Source organism: Variovorax sp. 10L426 (assembly GCF_056395305.1).
In genome coordinates this window covers 1-23,153 of the sequence record NZ_JBFTJF010000015.1, presented here as the reverse complement: position 1 = coordinate 23,153, position 23,153 = coordinate 1, and the positions used below count along the sequence as shown (strand labels likewise).

The 23,153-nt window shown below is 65.7% G+C and carries 23 protein-coding genes; 10 read left to right on the top strand and 13 right to left on the bottom strand.

The window, feature by feature from the left end:
* Positions 1-48 precede the first annotated feature (48 nt).
* Genes xylF through AC1DHL_RS21155 form a run of 4 tightly spaced genes read left to right on the top strand, consistent with a single transcriptional unit; the run spans position 49 to position 4,193 of the window.
* A complete protein-coding gene (gene xylF, locus AC1DHL_RS21170; RefSeq protein WP_478098862.1) occupies positions 49-1,071 on the top strand; it encodes a D-xylose ABC transporter substrate-binding protein in 1,023 nt (340 codons plus the stop codon).
* A 4-nt stretch (positions 1,072-1,075) separates the two neighbouring features.
* Positions 1,076-2,260, top strand: a complete 1,185-nt coding sequence (locus AC1DHL_RS21165) for a sugar ABC transporter permease (protein ID WP_478163260.1) — start codon at positions 1,076-1,078, stop codon at positions 2,258-2,260.
* On the top strand, positions 2,261-3,028 hold the full coding sequence (locus tag AC1DHL_RS21160; protein WP_478163259.1) for an ATP-binding cassette domain-containing protein: 768 nt from the start codon (positions 2,261-2,263) through the stop codon (positions 3,026-3,028).
* A 19-nt stretch (positions 3,029-3,047) separates the two neighbouring features.
* Positions 3,048-4,193 carry an ROK family transcriptional regulator gene (locus AC1DHL_RS21155; RefSeq protein WP_478098857.1) on the top strand — a complete coding sequence of 382 codons (1,146 nt, stop codon included), beginning with the start codon at positions 3,048-3,050 and terminating at the stop codon, positions 4,191-4,193.
* A 38-nt stretch (positions 4,194-4,231) separates the two neighbouring features.
* Here AC1DHL_RS21155 and AC1DHL_RS21150 read toward each other — a convergent pair whose 3' ends face one another.
* Positions 4,232-5,209 (bottom strand): tripartite tricarboxylate transporter substrate-binding protein, encoded by a 978-nt coding sequence (locus AC1DHL_RS21150; RefSeq protein ID WP_478163258.1) that lies wholly within the window; start codon positions 5,207-5,209, stop codon positions 4,232-4,234.
* A gap of 174 nt (positions 5,210-5,383) precedes the next feature.
* On the opposite strand from AC1DHL_RS21150, the gene AC1DHL_RS21145 reads away from it, so the two are divergent.
* On the top strand, positions 5,384-6,133 hold the full coding sequence (locus tag AC1DHL_RS21145; RefSeq protein WP_478163257.1) for an SIR2 family NAD-dependent protein deacylase: 750 nt from the start codon (positions 5,384-5,386) through the stop codon (positions 6,131-6,133).
* Here the strand turns inward: AC1DHL_RS21145 and AC1DHL_RS21140 are convergent.
* Together AC1DHL_RS21140 and AC1DHL_RS21135 are read right to left on the bottom strand one after the other, a co-directional pair.
* Positions 6,106-7,050 carry an acetamidase/formamidase family protein gene (locus AC1DHL_RS21140; protein ID WP_478163256.1) on the bottom strand — a complete coding sequence of 315 codons (945 nt, stop codon included), beginning with the start codon at positions 7,048-7,050 and terminating at the stop codon, positions 6,106-6,108. The genes AC1DHL_RS21145 and AC1DHL_RS21140 overlap by 28 nt on opposite strands.
* 11 nt (positions 7,051-7,061) lie before the next feature.
* Positions 7,062-7,817 (bottom strand): SDR family NAD(P)-dependent oxidoreductase, encoded by a 756-nt coding sequence (locus AC1DHL_RS21135; protein ID WP_478163255.1) that lies wholly within the window; start codon positions 7,815-7,817, stop codon positions 7,062-7,064.
* Positions 7,818-7,969: 152 nt separating this feature from the next.
* Between AC1DHL_RS21135 and AC1DHL_RS21130 the strand changes: the two genes are divergently transcribed.
* Complete coding sequence (locus tag AC1DHL_RS21130; RefSeq protein WP_478163254.1) at positions 7,970-8,410, top strand: CBS domain-containing protein; 441 nt, start codon at positions 7,970-7,972, stop codon at positions 8,408-8,410.
* A 16-nt stretch (positions 8,411-8,426) separates the two neighbouring features.
* Positions 8,427-9,077, top strand: a complete 651-nt coding sequence (locus AC1DHL_RS21125; protein ID WP_478163253.1) for a class I SAM-dependent methyltransferase — start codon at positions 8,427-8,429, stop codon at positions 9,075-9,077.
* Here the strand turns inward: AC1DHL_RS21125 and AC1DHL_RS21120 are convergent.
* Entirely contained in the window at positions 9,052-9,588 is a 537-nt protein-coding gene (locus AC1DHL_RS21120) for a hypothetical protein (protein ID WP_478163252.1), read from the bottom strand. The genes AC1DHL_RS21125 and AC1DHL_RS21120 overlap by 26 nt on opposite strands.
* Positions 9,589-9,792: 204 nt before the next feature.
* The gene (locus AC1DHL_RS21115) at positions 9,793-11,127 is read right to left on the bottom strand and encodes a cytosine deaminase (protein ID WP_478163251.1); all 1,335 of its coding nucleotides are present in this window, start codon (positions 11,125-11,127) and stop codon (positions 9,793-9,795) included.
* A 144-nt stretch (positions 11,128-11,271) separates the two neighbouring features.
* On the opposite strand from AC1DHL_RS21115, the gene AC1DHL_RS21110 reads away from it, so the two are divergent.
* Positions 11,272-12,336, top strand: a complete 1,065-nt coding sequence (locus tag AC1DHL_RS21110) for a DnaJ C-terminal domain-containing protein (protein ID WP_478163250.1) — start codon at positions 11,272-11,274, stop codon at positions 12,334-12,336.
* 8 nt (positions 12,337-12,344) lie between these two features.
* Here AC1DHL_RS21110 and AC1DHL_RS21105 read toward each other — a convergent pair whose 3' ends face one another.
* The 7 genes from AC1DHL_RS21105 to AC1DHL_RS21075 all read right to left on the bottom strand — a co-directional run bounded on the left by AC1DHL_RS21105 (position 12,345) and on the right by AC1DHL_RS21075 (position 20,664).
* Entirely contained in the window at positions 12,345-13,592 is a 1,248-nt protein-coding gene (locus tag AC1DHL_RS21105) for a phenylacetate--CoA ligase family protein (RefSeq protein WP_478163249.1), read from the bottom strand.
* Positions 13,589-14,401 (bottom strand): ABC transporter ATP-binding protein, encoded by an 813-nt coding sequence (locus AC1DHL_RS21100; RefSeq protein WP_478163248.1) that lies wholly within the window; start codon positions 14,399-14,401, stop codon positions 13,589-13,591. The genes AC1DHL_RS21105 and AC1DHL_RS21100 overlap by 4 nt, the downstream gene beginning before the upstream one ends.
* Before the next feature lie 22 nt (positions 14,402-14,423).
* Positions 14,424-15,755 (bottom strand): ABC transporter substrate-binding protein, encoded by a 1,332-nt coding sequence (locus tag AC1DHL_RS21095; RefSeq protein WP_478098838.1) that lies wholly within the window; start codon positions 15,753-15,755, stop codon positions 14,424-14,426.
* Between the two features lie 67 nt (positions 15,756-15,822).
* Positions 15,823-16,887 (bottom strand): branched-chain amino acid ABC transporter permease, encoded by a 1,065-nt coding sequence (locus AC1DHL_RS21090; RefSeq protein ID WP_478163247.1) that lies wholly within the window; start codon positions 16,885-16,887, stop codon positions 15,823-15,825.
* A 90-nt stretch (positions 16,888-16,977) separates the two neighbouring features.
* Positions 16,978-17,907, bottom strand: coding sequence for a branched-chain amino acid ABC transporter permease (locus tag AC1DHL_RS21085; protein ID WP_478098835.1), 930 nt, complete (start codon positions 17,905-17,907; stop codon positions 16,978-16,980).
* A 1-nt stretch (position 17,908) separates the two neighbouring features.
* Positions 17,909-18,694, bottom strand: coding sequence for an ABC transporter ATP-binding protein (locus AC1DHL_RS21080; RefSeq protein WP_478098834.1), 786 nt, complete (start codon positions 18,692-18,694; stop codon positions 17,909-17,911).
* The gene (locus AC1DHL_RS21075) at positions 18,691-20,664 is read right to left on the bottom strand and encodes an AMP-dependent synthetase/ligase (RefSeq protein WP_478098832.1); all 1,974 of its coding nucleotides are present in this window, start codon (positions 20,662-20,664) and stop codon (positions 18,691-18,693) included. Before AC1DHL_RS21075 ends, AC1DHL_RS21080 begins: the two co-directional genes overlap by 4 nt.
* A gap of 85 nt (positions 20,665-20,749) precedes the next feature.
* On the opposite strand from AC1DHL_RS21075, the gene AC1DHL_RS21070 reads away from it, so the two are divergent.
* A complete protein-coding gene (locus tag AC1DHL_RS21070; protein ID WP_478098830.1) occupies positions 20,750-21,487 on the top strand; it encodes a Crp/Fnr family transcriptional regulator in 738 nt (245 codons plus the stop codon).
* Here the strand turns inward: AC1DHL_RS21070 and AC1DHL_RS21065 are convergent.
* Positions 21,484-22,113, bottom strand: a complete 630-nt coding sequence (locus tag AC1DHL_RS21065) for an SOS response-associated peptidase family protein (RefSeq protein ID WP_478098828.1) — start codon at positions 22,111-22,113, stop codon at positions 21,484-21,486. The two genes, AC1DHL_RS21070 and AC1DHL_RS21065, sit on opposite strands and share 4 nt — an antisense overlap.
* Positions 22,114-22,221: 108 nt before the next feature.
* On the opposite strand from AC1DHL_RS21065, the gene AC1DHL_RS21060 reads away from it, so the two are divergent.
* On the top strand, positions 22,222-22,977 hold the full coding sequence (locus tag AC1DHL_RS21060; RefSeq protein ID WP_478163246.1) for an SDR family NAD(P)-dependent oxidoreductase: 756 nt from the start codon (positions 22,222-22,224) through the stop codon (positions 22,975-22,977).
* Positions 22,978-23,153: the final 176 nt, after the last annotated feature.

The following is a 23,153-nucleotide window of genomic DNA, read 5'->3' as shown; positions in this document are numbered from 1 at the left end:
CTCGAACTAACTCGAGCCAATGAACCATCACAGCCTGGAGACATGTCCATGAAGCTCGCCCGCACCCTGACCACCCTGGCCTTCGGCCTGACCGCCATCGGCGCTTGCGCCCAGACCGTGGTGGGCGTCAGCTGGTCCAATTTCCAGGAGGAGCGCTGGAAGACGGACGAGGCGGCCATGAAGGCGCAGCTCGAGAAACTCGGCGCGAAGTACATCAGCGCCGACGCGGGCGGCTCCCCCGAAAAGCAGCTTGGCGACATCGAGGGCCTGATGTCGAAGGGAGCGAAAGCCCTGATCGTGCTGGCCATGGACAAGGACGCCATCCTGCCGGCGGTCAACAAGGCCCTGAAGCAGAAGGTGCCTGTGGTCGCCTATGACCGCCTGATCGAAACGCCCGGCGTTTTCTACATCACCTTCGACAACGTCGAGGTCGGCCGCATGCAGGCACGCGCGGTCTACAAGATTCAGCCCAAGGGCAACTACGTGATGATCAAGGGCTCGCCCACCGACCCGAACGCCAACTTCCTGCGCTCGGGCCAGCAGGAGGTGATCGCCGATGCGGTGAAGAAGGGCGACATCAAGATCGTCGGCGACGAGTACACCGACGGTTGGAAGCCCGAGGTCGCGCAGAAGAACATGGAGCAGATCCTCACGAAGGCCGGCAACAAGGTCGACGCGGTGGTGGCTTCCAATGACGGCACGGCAGGCGGCGCGGTGGCCGCGCTCACGGCGAAGGGCATTCGCGGTATTCCGGTGTCGGGGCAGGATGCCGACTTCGCTGCGCTCAATCGCGTCGCACACGGTACTCAGACCGTCACGGTGTGGAAGGACGCGCGCGAACTCGGCCGCGAAGCCGCTTCCGCCGCCGTCGCGCTGGCACAAGGCAAGCCCGCCGAGAAGGCGGCCGACTGGAGCGGCGGCGAGAAGAAGGTCGCCATCTCCTCGCGCTTCCTCACGCCGGTGCCGATCACGCGCGACAACCTCGATGTCGTCGTGAAGGCCGGCTGGATCAAGAAGGATGAGCTCTGCAAGGGCGTCCCGGCCGACAAGGCCCCCGCGGCATGCAAGTGACGCGATGAGTTCCCCTGGGTGGTGGCGCCGGACCGACGTCGACCTCCGGCTGCTGCTCATGTGCTTGCTGCTGGTGGTGATGGCGATCGTGTTCAACCTGCTCTCGGGCGGGGTGTTTCTCTCGCCCGAAAATCTCTACAACATCGCGCAGCAGACGGCGGTGGTCGGCATCGTGTCCACCGTGATGGTGCTGATCATCGTGGCACGCCACATCGACCTGTCGGTGGGCTCGGTGATGGGCTTCGTCGGCGTGCTGGTGGCGTATCTGCAATACACGTCCGGCTGGTCGTGGCCGGCGGCGAGCCTGGCCGGACTGGCGGTGGCGTTGCTGGTGTCGCTGTACCAGGGCGGCCTCACGGCGGTGCTGGGCGTGCCGTCTTTCGTGGTCACGCTCGGTGGCCTGATGTCGTTCCGGGGCGCTGCCTTTCTCGTCGCGGACGGCAAGACGCAACCGGTCAATGACGAGTTCTTCCAGCGGCTGGGCGGCGGCTACGACGGCGGCATCGGCACGACGGCTACGTGGGTGCTGGTGGTGGTCGTGGGCGTCATCTTTTTTGCGCGCATGTGGCAGAAGCGCCGTGCGCGGCAGCGTCACGAGATGCCGGTGGAACCCCTCTGGATGGACCTGCTGCTGACGGCCGTGCCCGTTCTCGTCGTCTTCGCCTTCGCGGCGACGATGAACAACTACCAGATCTCGTCGAAGACGGAAGCGCAAGGCATGCCGATCCCGGTGTTGATCTGGGCCGCAGTGGCGGTGGTGCTTTCCTTCATCGTGCATCGGACGCGGTTCGGTCGCTATGTTTTCGCGATGGGCGGCAACCCGGATGCGGCGGCGCTGGTCGGCATTCCGGTCAAGCGCGTGACGCTGATGCTCTTTGCGTTGCTTGCGGTCCTGGTGACCATTGCCGCGATCGTTTCCATCGCCCGTCTCAACGCCGGCACCAACTCGCTGGGCACCGGCATGGAGCTCTACGTCATCGCGGCGGCCGTCATCGGCGGCACCGCGCTGGCCGGCGGCAGCGGCTCCATCTTCGGTTCGGTGCTCGGCGCGCTGATCATGCAGTCGCTGGACAGCGGCATGCTGCTGCTGGATGTGCCCATCGGCAAGCGCATGGTGATCATCGGACAGGTGCTGATCGTCGCCGTGGTCTTCGACGTGCTCTACCGCAAGAAATTCGGGGAGAACTAGATGACCACGAACCCACCCCTGGTCGAACTGCGCGACATTCACAAGGCCTTCGGCGGCGTGAAGGCCGTCGACGGTGTCAGCGTCAACCTCCATCCCGGCGAAGTGGTCGCGCTGCTCGGCCACAACGGCGCGGGCAAGTCCACGCTCATGAAGATGCTCGCGGGCGCCTATCCGATCGATTCCGGCGAGACGTTGATCGCGGGCGAGAAGGTCAACATCCGCACGCCTTCGGAAGCGCAGGCACAAGGCATCGAGACCATCTACCAGACGCTGGCGCTGGCCGACAACCTCGACTCGGTCGCCAATCTCTTCCTCGGCCGCGAAAAGCTCACGCCCTGGCGCACGCTGGACGACCACTTCATGGAAGGACAGGCGCGCAAGGTGTTCCACCGCCTGAACAAGAACTTCACCAACATCCGCGTGCCGGTGCGGCGCCTTTCGGGCGGGCAGCGTCAGGTCGTGGCGATCTCGCGGGCGCTGTACTTCAACGCCCGCATCCTGATCATGGACGAACCCTGCGCGGCCCTCGGCCCCGAGGAGACAGCGATGGTCGGTGCGCTGGTGAAGCAACTCAAGGCCGATGGCGTCGGCATCTTCCTGATCACGCACGACATGCCTGACGTATTCGGGCTGAGCGATCGTCTCGCGGTGATGAAGAACGGCCGATTGGTCGGCACCTACCGCACGGCAGACGTGACCGAAGACGAAGTGCTCGGGATGATCATTGCCGGCAAGCGGCCGGAGGGCAAAGAGCAGGCGCACAGGTGACAACGAGCGGGGTGAGTCCGTGACCACGATCGGCGACCAGCAATTGGTCAAGCGCATCAACCGCAGCGTGTTGCTGCGCCTGGTGCGAGCGCAGCCGGGTCTCTCGCGCGCCCGGCTGGCGGTGGAGAGCGGCCTCACCAAATCGACCGTGAGCCTGCTGGTGCGCGAGCTGCTCGAAGACGGCTGGCTCGACGAGGCCGGCGCGCCGGTGGTCGATGGCCTCGGGCGCCCGTCGACGCCGCTGCGCATCAACGTCGGCGTGCGCGCGTTGATCGGCGTGGAGATTGCGATCGAGATCGTGCGCGTCGTGTGCGTCTCGCTGCAAGGCGATGTGCTCCATGCCGATGCGCAGTCGCTCGACGACCACGCGCCGCCGGCGGTCTGCGCGCAAGTCGCGCGCATGGTGGCGGCCGCGCACCGTCATCTGCTGGCGTCGGGACTTCGGCCATCGGGCATCGGTGTGGGTGTTCCGGGCGCCGTGCACGACGCAACCGGCGTGGTGCGATTCGCGCCCAACCTCGGCTGGCGCAACGTCAGCCTGCTGCCGGGGCTCACCGGGGCACTTGCCAGCGAGGGCGTTTCGGGCATCGCCGTGCAGTTGCAGAACGACGCCGATGCGGCGGTGCTGGGCGAGTTCGAGTTCTCGCCGGGCGAGGGCGAGGACCCGCTGATCTATGTGAGCTGCGACGTCGGTGTCGGTGCCGGCATCGTGCTGAATGACCGGCTGTTCATCGGTGCACAAGGCATGGCCGGCGAGATCGGGCATACGGTGCTGCAGATCGATGGACCGCGGTGCTCGTGCGGTCGGAAGGGGTGCGCGGAAGTCTTCCTGAGCTCGCGTGTGCTGGACCGCGGTGCCGCTGAACGAGAGCGTGCCGCGGGCTTCCTGGGCGTGCTGCTCCAGAACCTGTGGGTCACTTTCGAGCCGCGTGCGATCGTCGTGGGCGGCAAGTCGTGCCAGGCGCATCCCGAGTTCCTGCGCGGCGCGATCGAGACGGTGAAGCGCTATGCCGAAAGCGCGGGCATCCCTCCGCCGGTCGTGCGCGGCGTGCGCTATGGCGAATGGACGCCGGCGATCGGCGCCGCGGCGCTTGCGTTGCATGAATACCTGCGGCCGCTGCATCCGAACTCCGAAGCGAGGCGCGAACGTGCTTCGGCGGCCTGATTCGAAGGCGAGGGCGGCCTAACCGGATCAGCGTCCCGTCAATCGGCGTAGACGCCGGCAGCCTTGATGATGGGACTCCATTTGGCGATCTCGGCCGCCACGAACTTCTTGTGGCCTTCGGGTTCGATCCTGCCATCGGTCGCCACCACGGCGCCCAGGCCCTCCTGTTTCTTGACGAAGTCAGGGTCCTTCAGCGCAACCTTGAGCGCATCGTTGAGCTTCTTCGTGACCCCCGCCGGCGTTCCCTTCGGTGCGTAGAGGCCGTGCCAGATGGTGACCTGGAAGTCCTTCAGCCCCGATTCCTGAAGGGTCGGCAGATCCTTCAGCAACGGCGTGGTCAGGCGCTTGTCGGTGGTGACGGCAAAGGCTTTCACCTTCTTGGCTTCGATTTGCGGCGAGGTGTTCGTCGTCTGGTCGCACAGCAGGTCGATCTGGCCGCCGATCAAATCCGTGATGGCGGGCGCCGTGCCCTTGTACGGCACGGGCGTCATCTCGGTCTTCATGGCGCTCTGGTAGAGCAGGCCGCACAGGTGCGAGGCCGAGCCGACGCCGGCGTTGCCGAGGTTGATCTTGCCCTTGTTGGCCGCGATCCAGGCGGTCAGTTCCTTGTAGTTGTTCGCCTGCATGCTCGGCTTGGAGATCAGGGTCATCGGCACATCGTTGACGATGCCGAGGTACTCGAAATCGGTCTCGACCTTGAACGGCACGTTGCGCACCAGCGTCGGGACGGTCGACATGGCGATGTGATTGAGCAAAAGCGTGTAGCCGTCCGGCGCTGCGCGCGCCACCTTGGTCGCGCCGATCGAGCTGCCGGCGCCGGGCACGTTGTCGATCACGATGCTCACTCCCCCCAGCGGCTTGCGCAGGGCTTCGGCGAGATCCCGCGCGACACGGTCGGTCGGGCCGCCGGCGGCAAAGGGCACCACGATGCTGATGGGCTTGCTGCCAGGGTAATCCTGGGCGTGAACGCCCGCGACAGCTGCGGCAATGGCCGTGAAAGCGAGCAATTTCTTCATGATCATTCCAAGTTGAAAACGCGGCGATCTTATCGGCTGACCAGAACCTGACTCATCCCGGATTGCCCTTAGGGAAGCAGGAAATGCCTGCGCCGCGCCCGCACGCTGCGCGACACGGCGGCGCATGCAAAAATTCCAGGCCTCGCCCTGCAGATTCCTCGCCCCAGCCGACCGATGCCCGAAAGCCCGCAACCGCTAGAGACCGCCATCGAGTTGCTGCGAGCGGCGAGGCGCATCGTCGTTTTCTCGGGCGCGGGCCTGTCGAAGGCGTCCGGCATCCCGACCTACCGCGACGCCGACGGCCTCTGGATGAACCAGAACGCCGTCCAGTTCTCGCATGCCGACGATCTGGCGCGTGATCCGGCCGGTTTCACGCGGTTCTGGGCGCAACGGCTTGCGGTCGCCGAGGGCGCCAAGCCCAATCCCGGGCACCTGGCCCTGGCCCGGTTGCAGCGGCTGCGCCCGGCAACCCGGCTCATCACGCAGAACGTCGACGGCTTGCTGACGCTGGCCGGCGGTGTCGACGTGCTCGAACTGCACGGTTCTCTGCGCCGGTGGCGCTGCGACCATTGCGGCAATCGGCGCGGTCCCTGGCTGTTGCACCGCTGCAAGCGCTGCGGGTCGCGCGCCCGCCCGGACGTCGTCATGTTCGGCGAGATGCTGAACGATGGCGTGCTGCTCGACGCCCGGACGGCCGCGCAGGAAAGCGACGCTTTCATCGTCGTCGGCAGCACTGCTGTCGTCTACCCGGCCGCCGACCTGCCGCTGGAAGCCGTGGCGCACGGCGGCAAGCTCATCACGCTCAACATGGAGCCGCTGCACCTCGACGCCTCCGCCAGCGCGGTCTTGCGTGGACCCGCCGAAGACCTGCTGCCGAAATTGGTCGCGGGTGTCGACTACGCCAGTACCACCCTCGGAAAATAGAACGACACCACCCAGTTCGGCACATCGACGATCGAGCTGATGCGAAGGTCCGCGCACACGCTGCACAGCATGTAGGCGTCGAGCGGGTCGTAGCCGTAACGGCGACTCAGGAGTTCGATCATTTCCGACACCGCCATGCGGGCGCCCGCCATGAGATCGGGTCCGATGCCGGTCGTGACCTCGTAGCCGTGCGTGTCGAAATGCCGGCTGACCGGCCCCGGTGTCACATAGCGCGGCGAGCGCAGCCGGGCGTCCTTCACCAGTTCGAACTTGAGCGCCACATCGATCGGACTCTCGATCGCCGTGCCGCAGACCTCGCCGTCGCCCTGCGCCGCATGCGTGTCGCCCACGGAGAAGAGGGCGCCTTCGACCTCGATCGGAAGGTAGAGCTCGGTCCCTTCGGCGATGTCGCGGGCATCCATGTTGCCGCCGACGTTGCGCGGCGGAATGATGCTGTGCAAGCCCGGTTCGGCGGGCGCGACGCCGATCGTGCCGGTGAACGGCTTCAAGGGCACGCGGCCGCCGGGCCCGTACATCGCGGGCGTCAGGCCGGGGTCGTAATTCCAGTGATGGAGCCTCGCGTTCGGGAATTGGTCGGTGAGCAGCCCGAAGCCGGGAATGTTCGCAGTCCAGCCCCAGCCCGAGGGCCGCAGCGACAGCACGGTGACCTTGAGCGCATCGCCCGGCTTGGCACCGTCGATGTACACCGGGCCCGTGACCGGATTCACGTGCGCGAGGTCGAGCTTCTCGACATCGGCGGCTGTCGATGTTCGCGTGAGCTGGCCGGAGGATGCGTCGAGCGTCTCGAACTGCACCGTCTCGCCCGGCGCGATCGTCAGGCAGGGCGGGAAGGCGTTGTTCCACCCGTGATGGATGTGCTTCCTGTGGATGGTGTGCTGCGTGGCGAGTTCGCTCATGGCCAGCGCTCCTAGACGGCCACCGTCAGCGCGCCGTCGATCACCAGGTTGGTGCCGGAGACCCGGCTGGCGGCGGGGCTCGAAATGAACACCACGCCGCGCGCCACCTCGTCGGGCGTGCCGAACTTGCCGGTGGGGTTGAGCTTGAGCGTCGAGGCGAACAGGTCGGGCATGTTCTTCTCGATGTTCTGCCAGATCCCGCCGTCGAAGTAGGTGTTGCCCGGCGAGACGCAGTTCACGCGGATGCCCTTGCCGACAAGCTGCCGGCTCAGGCCCTTGGCGTAGTGAATGAGAGCCGCCTTGATCGCGCCGTAGGAGCCTGCAGCGAAGTCGACCTCGAACCCCGAGACGCTCGATATCAGCACGATCGAGCCGCAGTCGGATTTCTCCAGGAACGGCACGGCGGCGGCCACGGCATTGACCGTATGCATCATGTCGGTGCGGAACGATTTTTCCCAGGACTCCGCGTTGTCTCCGACCGCCAGTGCGCTCACGTTGCAGACCAGGGCGTCGATACCGCCCAGAATGCCGGCGCTGGCGGTGATCCATGCGCTCAGCGCCGGGCCGTCGGCCACGTCCAGCGCGCGACCGAAGGATTTGACACCCTTGGCCTGCAAGGCGGCGGCGGCCTCGCCCACCTCGTGTTCCTTGCGCGCGCAGATCGCGATGTCGGCGCCCTCGTCGGCGAAACATTCGGCGATCGCCCTGCCGATTCCCCGACTGCCGCCTGTCACGACAGCGCGCTTGCCCTTGAGACCGAGATCCATGGCCACTCTCCTTTGAGGGATGGGGGGGCATGCATTCTGAGCGTCCGTCGCGGCGCTGTAAATGTCGGCACGGGCGTCGGGTGCATTCACTTGTGACGGCCGTGCGGGCCGCGCAGAATGGAAACGCTTGCCCCTTCCGGAGAAGACGACTCATGAAAACAGTGGCTGAAATCCTCAAGGCCAAAGGCGATTCGACGGTCTATTCCATCGAGCCCTCGGCCTCGGTCTTCGATGCTGTCAAGCGAATGGCAGAGAAGAACGTCGGCGCACTCCTCGTCATGGAGGGCGACCGCATCGTCGGCGTGGTGACGGAGCGCGACTACGCGCGCAAGGTCGTCCTGCTGGCCCGCTCGTCGAAGGACACGCCGCTGCGCGACGTGATGACCTCGGCGGTGATCTACGTACGACCGAGCCAGACCAGCGAAGAATGCATGGCGCTCATGACCGAGAACCGGGTGCGTCACCTGCCGGTCATGGACGAAGGCAAGCTGGTGGGCCTGATCTCGATCGGGGACATCGTGAAGGGGATCATCTCGGAGCAGAACTTCATCATCGAGCAGTTGCAGCACTACATTGCCGGAGAACCCCGCTGATTCGGCGGTGACCGGAATGCCCCTGACGCCCGAAGACCTCGAACGCATCGAAGCACTCACGCTTGCGCACTACGACGGACAGGCCGAGGATTTCTGGGCAGGTACGCGCGGCCACGACGTGAGCCAGAACATCGCGGCCTTGCTGCAGTACATCGAGGCCCCGCCGCCTTTCGAGATCCTGGATTTCGGCTGTGGCCCTGGCCGCGACCTGCGGACCTTCAGGCAACTCGGTCATGTCGCAGTCGGCCTCGATGGCGCCGCGCAGTTCGCGGAGATGGCGCGCTCCTACAGCGGTTGCGAGGTGTGGCAGCAGAACTTCCTGTCCCTGGATCTCCCGGGCGGCCGGTTCGACGGCGTGTTCGCGAATGCATCGCTCTTCCACGTCCCTGCGCAGGAGTTGCCGCGCGTGCTCGCGGAATTGCGCGAGACGCTCAAACCCGGCGGTGTGCTGTTCAGCTCCAATCCTCGCGGCGAGGGGCAGGAAGGCTGGCGCGGAGAGCGCTATGGCGCCTTTCACGACCTTGAAGGCTGGCGCGGACTCATGACGGCGGCGGGTTTCGTCGAACTTGCGCACTACTACCGGCCGATCGGCGTGCCCTTCGAGCAGCAGCCGTGGCTGGCGAGTGTGTGGCGCAAGCCGCTCAGTCCGCCCTCTCGCCGCCCTTGAAGCCAAGTTCGCCAGGACCGCGGGCCAGCAGTTGGCGCAGCCGGTTCCGAAGTGCCGGAACCGGCTGGACGAGGTTGGTGGCGTCCCATTGCCGGTACACCTCCCTTTCCTTGTCGAGACACTGGCCGAGCGCCGAGAGGTTGCGCTCGTTGTACGCCCAGGTGCCCCGGACCACGAAGTTGCCCGGTATTTCCGAGTCGGGCATGGGCGAGATCGTCACCCCTTCCGCACCCATGGCCTGCAAGAGCGCGGAGCGAGCGCCGGCCACTTGCATTCCGTCTCCGTGCATCTCGATTTCGCGGCTCAGCACATAGCTCACGGCCTGCAGGCCCTGGAAATGCTCGGCCAGGAACGCGGTCGTTTCCAGCAGCACCAGGGGGCCGAAATTCCGCTTCCGGTCTTTCACGAACTGTGAGGGGACGAAGCGCCCGAGGAACACTTCCGTCCCATCGCGGCTGACGATCACGGGATCGAGCGTTCCAAGGTGGATGTTCCCGTCATGAACCTCCATGGCTTCGCCGAGTTCGTAGTCTTTTCCGTGTCGTCCGGTTATTCGAAGTCTCTCAAAGGTCATCGTTTCATCGCGCTGCGCCTTCGGTTGAAGGCGTATCGAGGATGCCACGTGTGACCGCGCTCGGATGCAGCGTCCATCGCGCCAGGCTCGGCCCTCGGCAAGACCGCACGAAATGACGCGAAAACTTGCGGCTTCGGACGCTCAGGAAACCATGAGATCGTCGAGCAGGCGGTAGTCGGGCAGCGTGGTGTCGATCGCGCGGCCGGCACGAACGATCGTGCGGTCGAACTGCGTGCGCGCGAGCATCTCGGAATAGTTGCGCGCCTTCAGCACGAGAAAGTCGGCCGGTGCGCCGGCTTTCAGCACGCCGCGGTCGATGCCCATGATGGCGGCCGGCGTCTCGGTGGCGGCGCGGATCCAGTCGCCGAGCGGATGGTCCAGGTGCAGGATCTTCACCGCCTGCGTGAAGGTGTCGAGCATGTCGTGATCGCCGTACGCATGGAACGGGTCGCGGCAGTTGTCGCCCGCCACCGCCACGCGCAGGCCGCGCGCCTTCATCTCGTGCAGCGTGGTCACGCCACGCCAGCGCGGTGTGCGTTCTTCCTGGCTGCGGTCCTGGAGGTACATGTTGACCGTCGGCAGGCTCACGATGTCGATGCCCGCATCCTTGCAGGCGGCGATCGTCTCTTCGATGAACTCGTCCGTCTGCAAGGCCAGTGAAGTGACGTGGCCGCACAGGATGCGCCCTGCGAAATCCTGCGCTACCGCAGTGCGCGCGACGCGAATCAGCGCGCGGGCACGCGGGTCTGTCGATTCGTCGACGTGCAGGTCAAGGTTCAGGCCGCGTTCCATTGCGAGCTGGAACACGCGGACCAGCGCCTCGTCCAGGTCCGGCGGCATGGTCTCGGTCGGGTGGTTGGCGGAGCGTGTCACGCAGCCCAGCTTGCCGCCGCTTTCGGCCACGATGTCCGCGAGCTGGCGGCCTTCGTCCGTCAGGAAGATGTTGAGCGGTGCGATGGAAGACACCTGCAGATCGACGCGTCCGGCCCAGCGTTCGCGCATCTCCCGCAACACGGGGAACGAGATCGACGCCTGCGGCGCAAGCGAGTCGAGGTGGGTGCTGATGGCGACCACGCCCTTGGCATAGGCGGTACTGAGGCCGAACTCCATGCGTCGGCGCACGTCGTCCGCGTTCCACCGAGCGGTGCGGTCGCGCATCGTCGCCATCGAGGCGCCTGCGCCATCGCCGGTCGGATTGGGCTGGCGCGGCCAGATATGGCCCTTGTCGAGATGGGTGTGGCAGTCGACCATGCCCGGCAGCACCATCGAGGCGTCGAGATCGGGGCCGAGCTCCGCGGGCATGGCGCCTGCCGTGTCGATCGCGGCGATGCGGCCGCTGTCCACCAGCAGGTCGACCGCGACGAGTTCGTCATCGACGCGGCTCGGCAGTTCGGCGGCGATGAGACAGCGGGGCGCGCGAAGATTGCGCAGGGCGTAGCGCGTGGCGACGGGAGGCTGGAAAAAAGAGTGGGTCATCGACAAAGGAGGAATGATTCTTGCGCAGATGACTGCCGCAAGGAGCATGCCTGTGTTTCCACCGAAGCGCTCCCTGATAATCCGTTCCGACGGAGCGCTTTCGCGGCGACCCCACTTGCAGTTTGATGAAACGAGGATCTGATCTTGGGCACCGACAACGCTTTTGCCGAACTGGGCCTGCCCTCCGGCGCCACCGAGCGCGAAGTCAAGGCCGCGTGGCGCCGGCTGGTGTCGCAGTGGCACCCGGACCGCAACAACAGCGCCGATGCCGTCGCGAGGATGCAGCGCATCAACCGGGCTTTCGAGGAAATCCGCAACGCAGGATTCGCCGAAGGCCCGGAAAGCGCCACCGCAACCGCAGGTGCCAGTGACGTCGAACCTCACCCGGAGGCCGCTGCCGCAGCCGACGCGGACGACGCCGAACCCCGGCGCCGGTCCATCCATCGCAAGATCAAGCTCACGCTCGAAGAGGCGGCGGCCGGCTGCATCAAGACCGTGCGCGGAAAAATGACGCATGTCTGCGCGACCTGCGACGGCGCGGGCCACCAGGTGCTCGGCGGCAATTGCGCGCATTGCGGCGGCTCGGGCGCCGTGGCAAAGCGCTCATTCTTCGGTTGGCCCGGCGGCATGAGCGAGTGCGGAGCCTGCCACGGCGGCGGCATCGCGCAGCGGACTTGCCCCGATTGCGAGGGCGCCGGGACGCAGACGAGTGCCTACCAGCTGAAAGTCCGCATTCCGCCGGGTGTGCGTCAGGGTGACCTGCTGCATGTCGACGGACGGCGCGCGCGTGCGAATCCGTCGCAGGCCGATCTGGAGATCCGCGTCGAACTGATCGACCACGCATTCTTCGAACTCGACGACGACGGCACGATCCGCTGCGAGATTCCAGTCGACGGATTCGCATGGATCGCCAATCGCGAGATCCAGGTCCCCACCGTCTCGGGGTTTCAGCCGATCAACTTGCGCCGCGACAAATTGATGTATCGCCTGAAAGGCCACGGCTTTCCGGTGGCGCGACGCGGTCCGCGCGGAGACCAGATGGTCACGGTGAAGCCGGTGTTCCCGGAACAGCTCAGCGCCGATCAGGAGATTCTGCTCGATCAACTCATCGCCAGCGCGTCGGGCAGCGGAGACGGTGCGGACGAGCGTCTGCGCGCATGGAACCGCGGCCTGCGCGCCTGGGAGCGCAGCCAGAAGGCACGCGGCTGAGTTCCACGTCAGCGGTAGCTGCGCAGATCCTCGATCACCTTGCCGTCGTTCGGCAGGCTTCCCGGCCCGACGAACTCCACCGCGCCACGCAGCTTGGTGACATCTCGCACCGCTTCGCCGATGCGGTCCGCGAGTCCCTTGGGCGCGGCAGCGCATTCGAGCCGGAGCGTCATGCGGTCGTCGGCCATCTCGCCTTCGACCACCAATCGTGCGCGCAGCACTTCGGGAAAGCGTCGCGCGATCTCCGCGACCTGGCCGGGATGAACGAACATGCCGCGCACCTTGGTCGTCTGGTCGGCGCGGCCCAGCCAGCCCCTGATGCGCGTGTTGGTGCGCCCCGTGGCGCAGTGCCCCGGCAACACCGCAGAAAGATCGCCGGTGCCGAACCGGATCAGCGGGTAGTCGGGATTGAGCGTGGTGACGACGATCTCGCCGACCTCGCCTTGCGCCACCGGATCGCCGGTGCCGGGCCGCACGATCTCCACGATCACGCCCTCGTCGAGCACCAGTCCTTCGCGGCTGCTCGTCTCGTAGGCCACCAGCCCGAGGTCGGCGGTCGCATAGCACTGCGTGCCGGTCACGCCACGTTCGGCGATCCAGTCGCGCAGGCTGGGCGGAAAGGCTTCGCCGGAGACCAGCGCCTTCGTGAGCGAGGGGAGGGCGACGCCTTTTTCAGCCGCCTTCTCGATGATGATCTTCAGGAAGCTAGGGGTGCCCGCGTAGCCGGCGGGCCGCAGGTCGGCAATGGCTTCCACCTGCTGTTCGGTCTGCCCCGTGCCGCCTGCAAACACCGTGCAGCCCAATGCGCGCGCGCCGCATTCCATGATCGAGCCGGCTGGCGTCATGTGATAGCTGAAACTGTTGTGAATCAGTTCGCCGTTGCGAAAGCCCGCGGCGTAGAGTGCGCGCGCCGTACGCCAGTAGTCGCGTGCCTCGCCCTCGGGCTCGTAGATCGGGCCGGGGCTCGCGAAGACACGCGTCATGCGCGAGCCGAAGCGGATCGCCGAGAAACCGCCGAACGGGTCGCTCGCGCGCCGTTCCTTCTGCAAGGCAAGCAGTTCGGACTTGCGTGTGACCGGCAGCTTCGCGAGCGCCTCTCGGCTCGTGATGTCGCCCGGCTTGACGCCGTCGAGGAGCTTCGCGAAAGCCGGCGCTGCCGATTGCGCCCGCATGATCTGGCGCGGCAAGGCGGCGAGCAGATCGCGCTCCCGCCGCTCGGGGTCGCGTACTTCGAGCGCATCGTAGAAATCGCTCATGCCAGCCACCGCTTCCTGCGCTTGTAGCTTTTCACGTCTTTGAAGCTCTTGCGATCCGCACCGCCGACGCCGAGATAGAACTCCTTGACGTCCTCGTTCTCGCGCAGGCTCTTCGCTTCGCCGTCCATCACGATGCGGCCGTTCTCGAGGATGTATCCGTAGTCCGCGAACCGCAGCGCCATGTTGGTGTTCTGCTCGGCGAGCAGGAAGGTCACGCGCTCCTTCTCGTTCAGGTCCTTCACGATGCCGAAGACTTCTTCCACAATCTGCGGCGCGAGGCCCATCGACGGTTCGTCGAGCAGCACCATGTTCGGATTGGCCATCAGCGCGCGGCCGATGGCGCACATCTGCTGCTCGCCGCCGGAGGTATAGGCCGCCTGCGAAGTTCGCCGCGTCTTGAGGCGAGGGAAGTAGGCGTAGACCTTCTCCAGCGTCTCCGCAACGGCGGCCTTGCCATCGGTGCGCGTGTAGGCGCCCGTCATCAGGTTGTCCTCGATCGACAGGTGCGCGAAGCAGTGCCGCCCTTCCATCACTTGGATCAGCCCGCGCTTCACCAACTCCGCGGGCGACAGCGCCTCGATGCGCTCGCCACGCAGCTCGATCGTTCCCTTCGTCACCGCGCCGCGTTCGCCGGCCAGCAGGTTGGAGACGGCGCGCAAGGTGGTCGTTTTGCCCGCGCCGTTGCCGCCGAGCAGCGCCACGATGCCGGCTTCGGGCACCGTGAGCGAAACGCCCTTCAGCACGAGGATCACATGGTTGTAGATGACCTCGATGCCGTTGACGTCGAGAAGGACGTTGCGTTCGCTCATGGTGCCTCGAAATGCGCGCAGTTCAGGAAGCGCTGCAGTCGGCGGCGTCGCGCCGATTCACTTTCTTTTCACCCGCGTACTTCTCGCCGGCCACCTTGACCATCGGCTTGATGATCTGTTCGTCGGCCTCGTACCACTCGGGCGCGATGTTCCACTTGCTGCCGTCCCATGTCTCGATCCGTGCCCAGCTCGATCCCATGTGGTCCTGGCACGAGGTGCTGATCGGCCGCATCACGCCGGCAAAGCCCAGCGCATCGAGCTTCTTCTGATCAAGGGCGAGGTTCTCCAGGCCCCAGCGCACCTGCTCGCCGGTCATGACCTTGCCCTTGCCGAAGCGCTCCTGTGCGCGCCGGACGGCTTCCACGCCAAGCATCTGGATGATCACGCCGCGCGTGTAGAGGACCGAGCCGACTTCTTCTTTCGGACCCGTGCCCTGACCCTTGTCATGCACGTTCTTGAGGATGTCCTGGATGACCTTGGGTTGCGTCCCGGAGGTGTTGAGTGCCAGCGCGTTGTAGCCCTTGGCGTTGGCGCCGACGTCCTTCACGTCCGGCTCGGCGCCGGCCCACCACACGCCGTACATCTTCTCGCGCGGGTAGCCGGTGGCGACCGCTTCCTTGAGCGCGGTCGAGTTCATCACGCCCCAACCCCAGAGCAGCACATAGTCGGGCCGCTGCTGCCGCACCTGCAGCCAGGCCGATTTCTGCTCGATGCCCGGCGCCGCGACCGGAATCAGCGACAGCTCGAAGCCGTTCATCTTGGCGCGTTCCTGCAGCAGCGGGATGGGCTCCTTGCCGAATGGCGAGTCGTGATAGACCAGCGCGATCTTCTTGCCCTTGAGCTTGTCGGCGCCGCCTTCCTTCTTGGCGATGTGCTGGATCAGGATGTCGGCGGCCGTCCAGTAGCTGCCCATCAGCGGGAAGTTCCACTTGAAGACATTGCCGTCCTGCGAGGCCGAGAGGCCGTAGCCCAGCGTCAGCAACGGGATCTTGTCGACCGGCGCCTTGTCGGTCAGCGCGAAGGTGATGCCGGTGGCCTGTGGATCGATCAGCGTGGCCCCCTTGTCCTTGAGGCGCTCGTAGCATTCGACGCCCTTGTCGGTCGCGTAGCCGGTCTCGCATTCCTCGTAGCTGATCTTCACGCCGTTGATGCCGCCGGTCGCGTTGATGAGCTTGATGTAGTCCTGCTTGCCGTTGGCCCAGGGCGTGCCGTTCGGCGCATACGGCCCGGTGCGGTAGACCAGCAGCGGGAAGAACTGTTCCTTGGCCTGCGCTTGCGCGAGCGAAGGTGCGAGCATCGCGCCGATGGTGCTGGCCACCAGGGCGGCGGTCACAGCGAGCGATTTCAGTTTCATGCCTGTCTCCTTATGGGGCACCGCGGTGCCGGGGGTTGCGAACGAAATCAATGCGGGTCAATGGGGCTCAATGCGGGAAGGGCCAGAGGCGCAGTTTTTCCTTGCCGGTCGACCACAGCCGAGCAAGGCCATGCGGTTCGACGATCAGGAAGAAGACGATCAGCGCGCCGAAGATCATGAATTCGAGGTGCGACGCGAATGCGGTGGAGATCGAGATCCCGAGCCAGCCCGGCAACTGATTGAGCAGGATCGGCAGCAGCACGATGAAGGCCGCGCCGAAGAAGCTGCCCATGACGGAACCAAGTCCGCCGATGATCACCATGAAGAGCAACTGGAACGAACGGTCGATGTTGAAGGCCGCGGGCTCCCAGGTGCCGAGATGCACGAAGCCCCACAGCGCGCCCGCCACGCCGACGATGAAAGAGCTCACCGCGAAGGCCGTGAGCTTGGCGTAGACCGGACGAATGCCGATCACCGCTGCCGCCACGTCCATGTCGCGGATTGCCATCCATTCGCGGCCGATGGCGCTGCGCACGAGGTTCTTCGCGAGCAGCGCGAAGACCGCCAGCAGCATCAGGCACAGCAGGTATTTCTGCACGGCGGTCTCGACCGGAAGCCCGAACAGGCTGAGCCCCGAAACAGTCACCGAGCCCGAAGACGAGTTGTTCGTCAGCCAGTTGATCCGCAGGAATGCCCAGTCGATGAAGAACTGCGCGGCCAGGGTAGCGACCGCGAGATAAAGACCCTTGATGCGCAGGCTCGGAATGCCGAAGAGCACGCCGATCGCCGTCGAGCACAACCCGCCGAGCAGCAGCGAGAGGATGAGCGGCATGCCTTCGATGCGAACGTGGAAGTTGTAGGCCGCATAGGCGCCGACCGCCATGAAAGCGCCTGTGCCGAGCGAGATTTGTCCGCAGTAGCCCACGAGGATGTTGAGGCCCAGCGCGGCAAGCGCGAGGATGAGGAACGGGATCAGGATCGCGCGGAACCAGTATTCCGGTGCGATCACCGGCACCACCGCGAAGGCGAAGACCAGCATCGCGAGGATGAGCACGCGGTCCTGCCGGATCGGAAAGATCTGCTGGTCGGCGCGATAGCTCGACTTGAATTGGCCGTTCTCGCGGTAGAACATGTCAGTGCCCGCCCGGCCGCCCGAAGGACACTGAGCGCCCCCTCGAGGGGCAGCGATACACGAAGTGATGAGCGTGGGGGCTTTTCATCTCTAGACCCTGTCGATGATTTTTTCGCCGAAGAGGCCTTGTGGGCGCACGAGGAGGAAGACAAGCGCCAGCACATACGCAAACCAGATTTCGATGCCACCGCCGAGCATCGGGCCGAGGTAGATCTCCGAGAGCTTCTCGCCGACGCCGATGAGCAACCCGCCGACGATCGCGCCGGGGATAGACGTCAGGCCACCGAGGATCACCACCGGCAGCGCCTTCAACGCCACCAGCGACAGCGAGAATTGCACGCCCAGCTTCGAACCCCAGATGATCCCGGCGACCAGCGCCGCGAAGCCCGCGACGGACCACACGATGACCCAGATGCGGTTCAGCGGAATGCCGATCGACTGCGCGGCCTGGTGATCGTCCGCCACCGCGCGCAGCGCCCGGCCCGTCGATGTCTTCTGGAAGAAGAGCGCCAGCACCACGACCAGCGCGGCGGCGACGAGAGCGGCGATCAGGTCTTCCTGGCTCAGCAGCAGGCCGCCCTGGAAGAGGTTGTCGAGCACCATCAGCGGCTCCTTCGGCATGCCGACATCGATCTTGTAGATGTCGTTGCCGAAGATCGACTGGCCGAGCCCGTCGAGGAAATAGGCGATACCCAGCGTCGCCATCAGCAGCGTGATGCCTTCCTGGTTGACCAGCTTGCTGAGCACCAGGCGCTCGATCAGCCAGGCCACGACGATCATCACCGCCATCGCCGCGAAGAAGGCGAGCACGTTGGCCAACACCTGGCTCTCGAAGCCCAGCCAGTGCGGAATCCATTCGGAGAAGCGCGCCATCGCGAGCGCCGCGAACAGCACCATCGCACCCTGCGCGAAGTTGAAGACACCGGACGCCTTGTAGATCAGCACGAACCCAATCGCGATGAGCGAATAGAGCATGCCGACCATCAGGCCGCCGAACAAAGTTTCAAGAAAGAAACCCATTTCAGTGCTCCGTTCCCAGGTAGGCGCGAATGACATCCGGATTGGCGCGCACTTCATGCGGCGTTCCGTCGCCGATCTTCTTGCCGTAGTCGAGCACCACCACGCGGTCGGAGATGTCCATCACCACGCCCATGTCGTGCTCGATCAGCACGATGGTCGTGCCGAACTCGTCATTCACATCGAGGATGAAGCGGCTCATGTCCTGCTTCTCTTCCACGTTCATGCCCGCCATCGGTTCGTCGAGCAGCAGCACCTGCGGCTCCATCGCGAGCGCGCGGCCCAGGTCGACGCGCTTCTGCAGGCCGTAGGGCAGGCGCCCGACCGGCGTCTTGCGATGCAGCTGGATCTCCAGGAAGTCGACGATGCGTTCGACGAACTCGCGGTGCGCAAGCTCTTCGCGCTCGGCCGGGCCCCAGCGCAGCGCCTGGGCGAGCAGGCCGCTTTTCATCTTGAGGTTGCGGCCCGTCATGATGTTGTCGAGCACGCTCATGCCCTTGAAGAGCGCGAGATTCTGGAAGGTGCGCGCCACGCCCATCTCCGCCACCTGGCGCGAGTTCATGTGCTTGAACTGCTTGCCGCGGAAGGTGATGGAGCCTTGCTGCGGCTGGTAGACGCCGTTGATGCAGTTGAGCATCGAACTCTTGCCCGCGCCGTTGGGCCCGATGATGGCGCGCACTTCATGCTCGCGCACATTGAAGCTGATGTCCGTCAGCGCCTTCACGCCGCCGAAGCTCAGCGAGATGTTCTGCACATCGAGGATGACGTCGCCGATGTTCCTGCTGCTCATGCGGCGGCTTTCAGGGGCGCGAAGCGTTTGGCTTCGACGATCTTCAAGGTCGCGCTGACTGTGCCGGTGCGCCCGTCCTCGAACTTGACCTGCGTCTCGATGTACTGCTCGGCCTTGCTACCGTAGAGCGCATCGACCAGCACCGCGTACTTGCCAGCGATGAAGCCGCGCCGCACCTTGCGCGTGCGGGTGAGTTCGTCGTCGTCCGGGTCCAGTTCCTTGTGCAGCACCATGAAGCGCGCGATCTGCGTGTCGGCCATGCCTTCCTCGGCGGCGAGGTCGGCGTTGACCTTGGCGATGCATTCGGCCACGAGCGTCAGCACTTCGGACTTGCCGGCGAGGTCCACATAGCCGCCGTAGGGCAGCCCGCGCCGCTCGGCCCAGTTGCCGACGGCCTCGTAGTCGATGTTGATGAAGGCGCAGACCTCGTCGCGCTCGTGGCCGAAGCACACGGCTTCCTTGATCTGCGGGAAGAACTTGAGCTTGTTCTCGATGTAGTTGGGCGCGAACATCGCGCCGGCGCAGCTTCCGCCCGGGCCGGTCATGCGCCCCACGTCCTTTGCGCGGTCGATGATGCGCAGGTGGCCTTCCGCATCGAGCACGCCCGCGTCGCCCGTGTGGAAGTAGCCGTCGGCATCGAGCACTTCGGCCGTCGCGTCGGGCCGCTTGTAGTACTCCTTGAGCACCGACACGCCGCGCACCAGCACTTCGCCGTCCGGCGCGATCTTGAGTTCGATGCCCGGCGCCGCGCTGCCCACCGTCTGCAGCTTGACCTTGCCGTCCTGCTGGAGGCACACATAGGCGCAGGTCTCGGTCTGGCCGTAGAACTGCTTGAGGTTGACGCCGATGGAACGATAGAAGCGAAACAGGTCCGGTCCGATCGCCGCGCCGGCCGTGTAGGCCACGCGGATGCGGCTCATGCCGAGCACATTGCGCAGCGGACCGTAGATCACGAGATTGCCGATGGCATACAGCAATCGATCGCCGAAGCTGACCGGCGCGCCGTTGAGGATGTCGGCGCCCACGCGCCGCGCCAGCGCCATGAACTTCGCGTAGAGCCAGCGCTTGGGCGCGGCCGCATCCTCCATGCGAATCGAGACTGCGGTCAGCAGGCCTTCGAAGGTGCGCGGCGGGCCGAAGTAGTAGCTCGGCCCGATCTCGCGCATGTCGTTCATCACGGTCTCGGCGGACTCGGGGCAGTTGAGCGTGAACCCGCCGACCAGCCATTGCGCGACCGAGAAGAGATGGTCGCCGACCCAGGCCATCGGCAGGTAACTCATGATGTTGTCGCCGGGACCGAGCCTGTCGGTCTCCACGCCGCCGCGCCCCGCCGCGATGAAGCTCGCGTGCGTCTGGCACACACCCTTCGGCCGGCCCGTGGTGCCCGACGTGTAGAGGATGACCGCGACATCGGTCGGCTCGCCGGCTGCCACGCTGCGCGCGAAGAAGTCGGGATGCGCCGCGTCCCACACGCGGCCGAGCTCGCGCAACTGCTCGTAGCTCATCAGGCCCGGCTGGTCGTAGTGGCGCAATCCGCGCGGGTCGTCATAGATGATGTAGCGGATCGCCGGTCGTTTGTCCTTCTGGATGTCGCGGCATTCGAGCAGCTTGTCGACCTGTTCCTGATCCTCCGCGATCACGAATTCCACCGCCGCGTCTTCCAGCATGAAGACCATCTCGGCGGCCACCGCGTCCTGGTAGAGCGGCACCGGTACACCGCGCAGGCTCTGGGCGGCGACCATCGCCATGTAGAGATGCGGCCGGTTGGCGCCGACGATGGCGAGGTTGTCGTCGGCCTTGAAGCCCAGGCTTGCCAGCCCGCAGGCGATATCGCGCACCTCGCGGGCGGTGGCGGCCCAGCTCCAGGTTTGCCAGATGCCGAGGTCCTTTTCGCGAACGGCCGGCGCGTCGGGTTGCCGCTCGGCGTGGCCTTGCAACAGGCGAGGAAAAGTGAGGGCTTTGGTCTGCACGATGGGGCGGACTGTAGAACCAACTTTGACGCCAACTTGTCGTTCCGACGACAATCCTAGGGACACTACTCCCCGGAGTTTCCCGATGCCTATCGGCAACGACAGCGGCACGTCGTCCATCCGAGACCGCGTGCGCCCGGCGCGCGAAGACGAACTGAACAACATCCCCTGGCTGCACACGCTCACGCAGGCGGAACGGCGCCGCGCCGAAGCGGCGGTGGTGGTCGGCGACGCCGAGCCGGGCGACCTCGTATGCCGCATCGGCCGCCCGCCGACTTACTGGTTCGGCGTGGTCGCCGGCTTGCTCAAGATGAGCAACGACAACGCCGACGGCACCTCCATGACCTACAGCGGTCTGCCGCCCGGCGGCTGGTTCGGTGAGGGCACGGCGCTCAAGCGCGAGCCCTATCGCTACAACATCCAGGCGCTGCGCAAGAGCGTGGTGGCGGGGCTCCCGGTGGACGATTTTCATTGGCTGCTCGACCACTCGATCGGCTTCAACCGGTTCGTCATGAACCAGCTCAACGAGCGCCTGGGGCAATTCATTGCGGCGCGGGAAGCCGATCGGCTCAACAACCCGGATGTCCGGGTGGCTCGCAATCTGGCGGCGCTGTTCAATCCGGTGCTGTTTCCGGGTGTGGGTGAGTTGCTGCGCATCACGCAACAGGAGCTGGCTTACCTGATCGGGCTGTCGCGCCAGCGGGTCAACGAAGCCTTGCGCACGCTGGAGGCACAGGGCGCGATTCGCGTCGAATACGGCGGGCTGCGGGTGATCGATCTCGCGGCGCTGCGCACCAGCGGAACGATGGGGAAGGGCGTCTAGCGTGTCGTGACCAACGACGCTGCCGGCAGCGTCTGGCGCACGAGCTTGTCATCCGCGTAGGGCCGGAGATAGGCCGCGGTTTCTTCGACGGGGCAATGCAGCCAGTCGTCGATCCATGCATCGCGCAGGATGACGGCGCGTCGGCGTTCTGGCTGCTCGGGCGTGCCGAAAGTCAGCAGGGCAAAGCTCTCGACGCATTCGCCGGCGGGCGAGCGCCAGCCGTTCCACAGGCCCGCCAGTGCCAGCGGTTCGCCGTCGGCACGCGAGACGCGCACGACCGAATCCTCGGTGTCGCCGCCCTGGAACACGGCATCCGCGAGGATCACGCACCGGTGCCCGCGCTTCCAGGGCTGGTAGAAATTGCGCTCGGCGGATGCGGTCTCGCTGCGCGCTTCAAAGGTGTCCGCGTCCAGGCCGTCCTTGGAAAAAAGCGGGATCAGGCCCCATCGGCCCGGGGCGATCTCGAAGCGTGCCGTGGCTGCGTCGACTGTGCGATCCGCGCGCGGCTGGCGCACGAACATTCCCTGCTCGCCGGGGCGGACGATCGACTCTTCGGGGCGGAATGAGATACCAAAGCGCTTGGCGAAGTGGCTTGGCTCGCTCGCTGCTTGGTAATGGGTAGGCATGGGCCGGGGCTGTAAAGAAACGTCGCAATTCTAGTGAGCACACCGATACCATCTGTCGCGCGGCACCATCGTCCATGCTTTGTTCATAAGACCTTTCTCACAAAACCCATGACTTCATTTCATCTCACCGTGATCACCGGCGCCTCCCGCGGCTTGGGCCGCGCGATGGCCGAACAGATCCTGCAACCAGGCCGGCGCCTGCTGTGCATTTCGCGCCAGAGCGACGACGCACTCGCTGCCCGAGCCCGTGAGGCCGGTACCGAACTGGAGCAATGGCATCAGGATCTCGCCGATCCAGTCCCCGCCGCCACGCGCCTCGCGGCATGGATTCAGCAACTCGACGCCGAGGATTTCGACACCGCCACCCTGATCAACAACGCCGGCACCATCGGCCGACCGCGACCGCTTTCGGGCGCCGACCCCACCGAATTGGCGCAGGCCCTGCGCGTGGGCCTGGAGGCGCCGATGCTCCTTACCGCCGCCTTCCTGGGTGCAACCAAGACCTGGCGCGCCGAACGAAAAGTGCTGAACATTTCTTCGGGCCTCGGCCGCAACGCAATGGGCAGCCAGGCACCGTACTGCGCCGCCAAGGCCGGCATGGATCATTTCTCGCGCGCTGTCGCCCTGGAGGAGAAAGGCATCGGTGGCGCAAAAATCGTCTCGCTGGCGCCCGGCGTCATCGACACCGACATGCAAGTCCAATTGCGCGAAACCGATCCGGCCCTCTTCCCCGACCGCACCCGCTTCGAGACCCTCAAGTCCGAGGGCAAGCTGGACTCCCCCGAATCCGCCGCCGCCAAGGTCCTCAGCTACCTGGCCCGCCTCGACTTCGGCACCACCCCTGTAGCCGACGTCCGCGACTGAACAACCAGCCGGCCGGCAAAGCCAGGCCCGTTGGTGAAACACCGCGGAACCGGCTTCGCCGGGCCGCCGGTGTTGCCCCCGGTTGGGGGTGGGCGTCTACACGAAGTGAGAGAGCCTGGGGGCGAGCAACATGAACACCGCGGAACCGGCTTCGCCGGGCCGCCGGTGTTGCCCCC

What these genes read in the sequence shown, in the direction of transcription:
- xylF (WP_478098862.1), top strand. Translation starts at nt 49, where the DNA reads ATGAAGCTCGCCCGCACCCTGACCACCCTGGCCTTCGGCCTGACCGCC.
- AC1DHL_RS21165 (WP_478163260.1), top strand. Translation starts at nt 1,076, where the DNA reads ATGAGTTCCCCTGGGTGGTGGCGCCGGACCGACGTCGACCTCCGGCTG.
- AC1DHL_RS21160 (WP_478163259.1), top strand. Translation starts at nt 2,261, where the DNA reads ATGACCACGAACCCACCCCTGGTCGAACTGCGCGACATTCACAAGGCC.
- AC1DHL_RS21150 (WP_478163258.1), bottom strand. Translation starts at nt 5,209, where the DNA reads ATGAAGAAATTGCTCGCTTTCACGGCCATTGCCGCAGCTGTCGCGGGC.
- AC1DHL_RS21145 (WP_478163257.1), top strand. Translation starts at nt 5,384, where the DNA reads ATGCCCGAAAGCCCGCAACCGCTAGAGACCGCCATCGAGTTGCTGCGA.
- AC1DHL_RS21140 (WP_478163256.1), bottom strand. Translation starts at nt 7,050, where the DNA reads ATGAGCGAACTCGCCACGCAGCACACCATCCACAGGAAGCACATCCAT.
- AC1DHL_RS21135 (WP_478163255.1), bottom strand. Translation starts at nt 7,817, where the DNA reads ATGGATCTCGGTCTCAAGGGCAAGCGCGCTGTCGTGACAGGCGGCAGT.
- AC1DHL_RS21130 (WP_478163254.1), top strand. Translation starts at nt 7,970, where the DNA reads ATGAAAACAGTGGCTGAAATCCTCAAGGCCAAAGGCGATTCGACGGTC.
- AC1DHL_RS21125 (WP_478163253.1), top strand. Translation starts at nt 8,427, where the DNA reads ATGCCCCTGACGCCCGAAGACCTCGAACGCATCGAAGCACTCACGCTT.
- AC1DHL_RS21120 (WP_478163252.1), bottom strand. Translation starts at nt 9,588, where the DNA reads ATGGAGGTTCATGACGGGAACATCCACCTTGGAACGCTCGATCCCGTG.
- AC1DHL_RS21115 (WP_478163251.1), bottom strand. Translation starts at nt 11,127, where the DNA reads ATGACCCACTCTTTTTTCCAGCCTCCCGTCGCCACGCGCTACGCCCTG.
- AC1DHL_RS21105 (WP_478163249.1), bottom strand. Translation starts at nt 13,592, where the DNA reads ATGAGCGATTTCTACGATGCGCTCGAAGTACGCGACCCCGAGCGGCGG.
- AC1DHL_RS21100 (WP_478163248.1), bottom strand. Translation starts at nt 14,401, where the DNA reads ATGAGCGAACGCAACGTCCTTCTCGACGTCAACGGCATCGAGGTCATC.
- AC1DHL_RS21095 (WP_478098838.1), bottom strand. Translation starts at nt 15,755, where the DNA reads ATGAAACTGAAATCGCTCGCTGTGACCGCCGCCCTGGTGGCCAGCACC.
- AC1DHL_RS21090 (WP_478163247.1), bottom strand. Translation starts at nt 16,887, where the DNA reads ATGTTCTACCGCGAGAACGGCCAATTCAAGTCGAGCTATCGCGCCGAC.
- AC1DHL_RS21085 (WP_478098835.1), bottom strand. Translation starts at nt 17,907, where the DNA reads ATGGGTTTCTTTCTTGAAACTTTGTTCGGCGGCCTGATGGTCGGCATG.
- AC1DHL_RS21080 (WP_478098834.1), bottom strand. Translation starts at nt 18,694, where the DNA reads ATGAGCAGCAGGAACATCGGCGACGTCATCCTCGATGTGCAGAACATC.
- AC1DHL_RS21070 (WP_478098830.1), top strand. Translation starts at nt 20,750, where the DNA reads ATGCCTATCGGCAACGACAGCGGCACGTCGTCCATCCGAGACCGCGTG.
- AC1DHL_RS21065 (WP_478098828.1), bottom strand. Translation starts at nt 22,113, where the DNA reads ATGCCTACCCATTACCAAGCAGCGAGCGAGCCAAGCCACTTCGCCAAG.
- AC1DHL_RS21060 (WP_478163246.1), top strand. Translation starts at nt 22,222, where the DNA reads ATGACTTCATTTCATCTCACCGTGATCACCGGCGCCTCCCGCGGCTTG.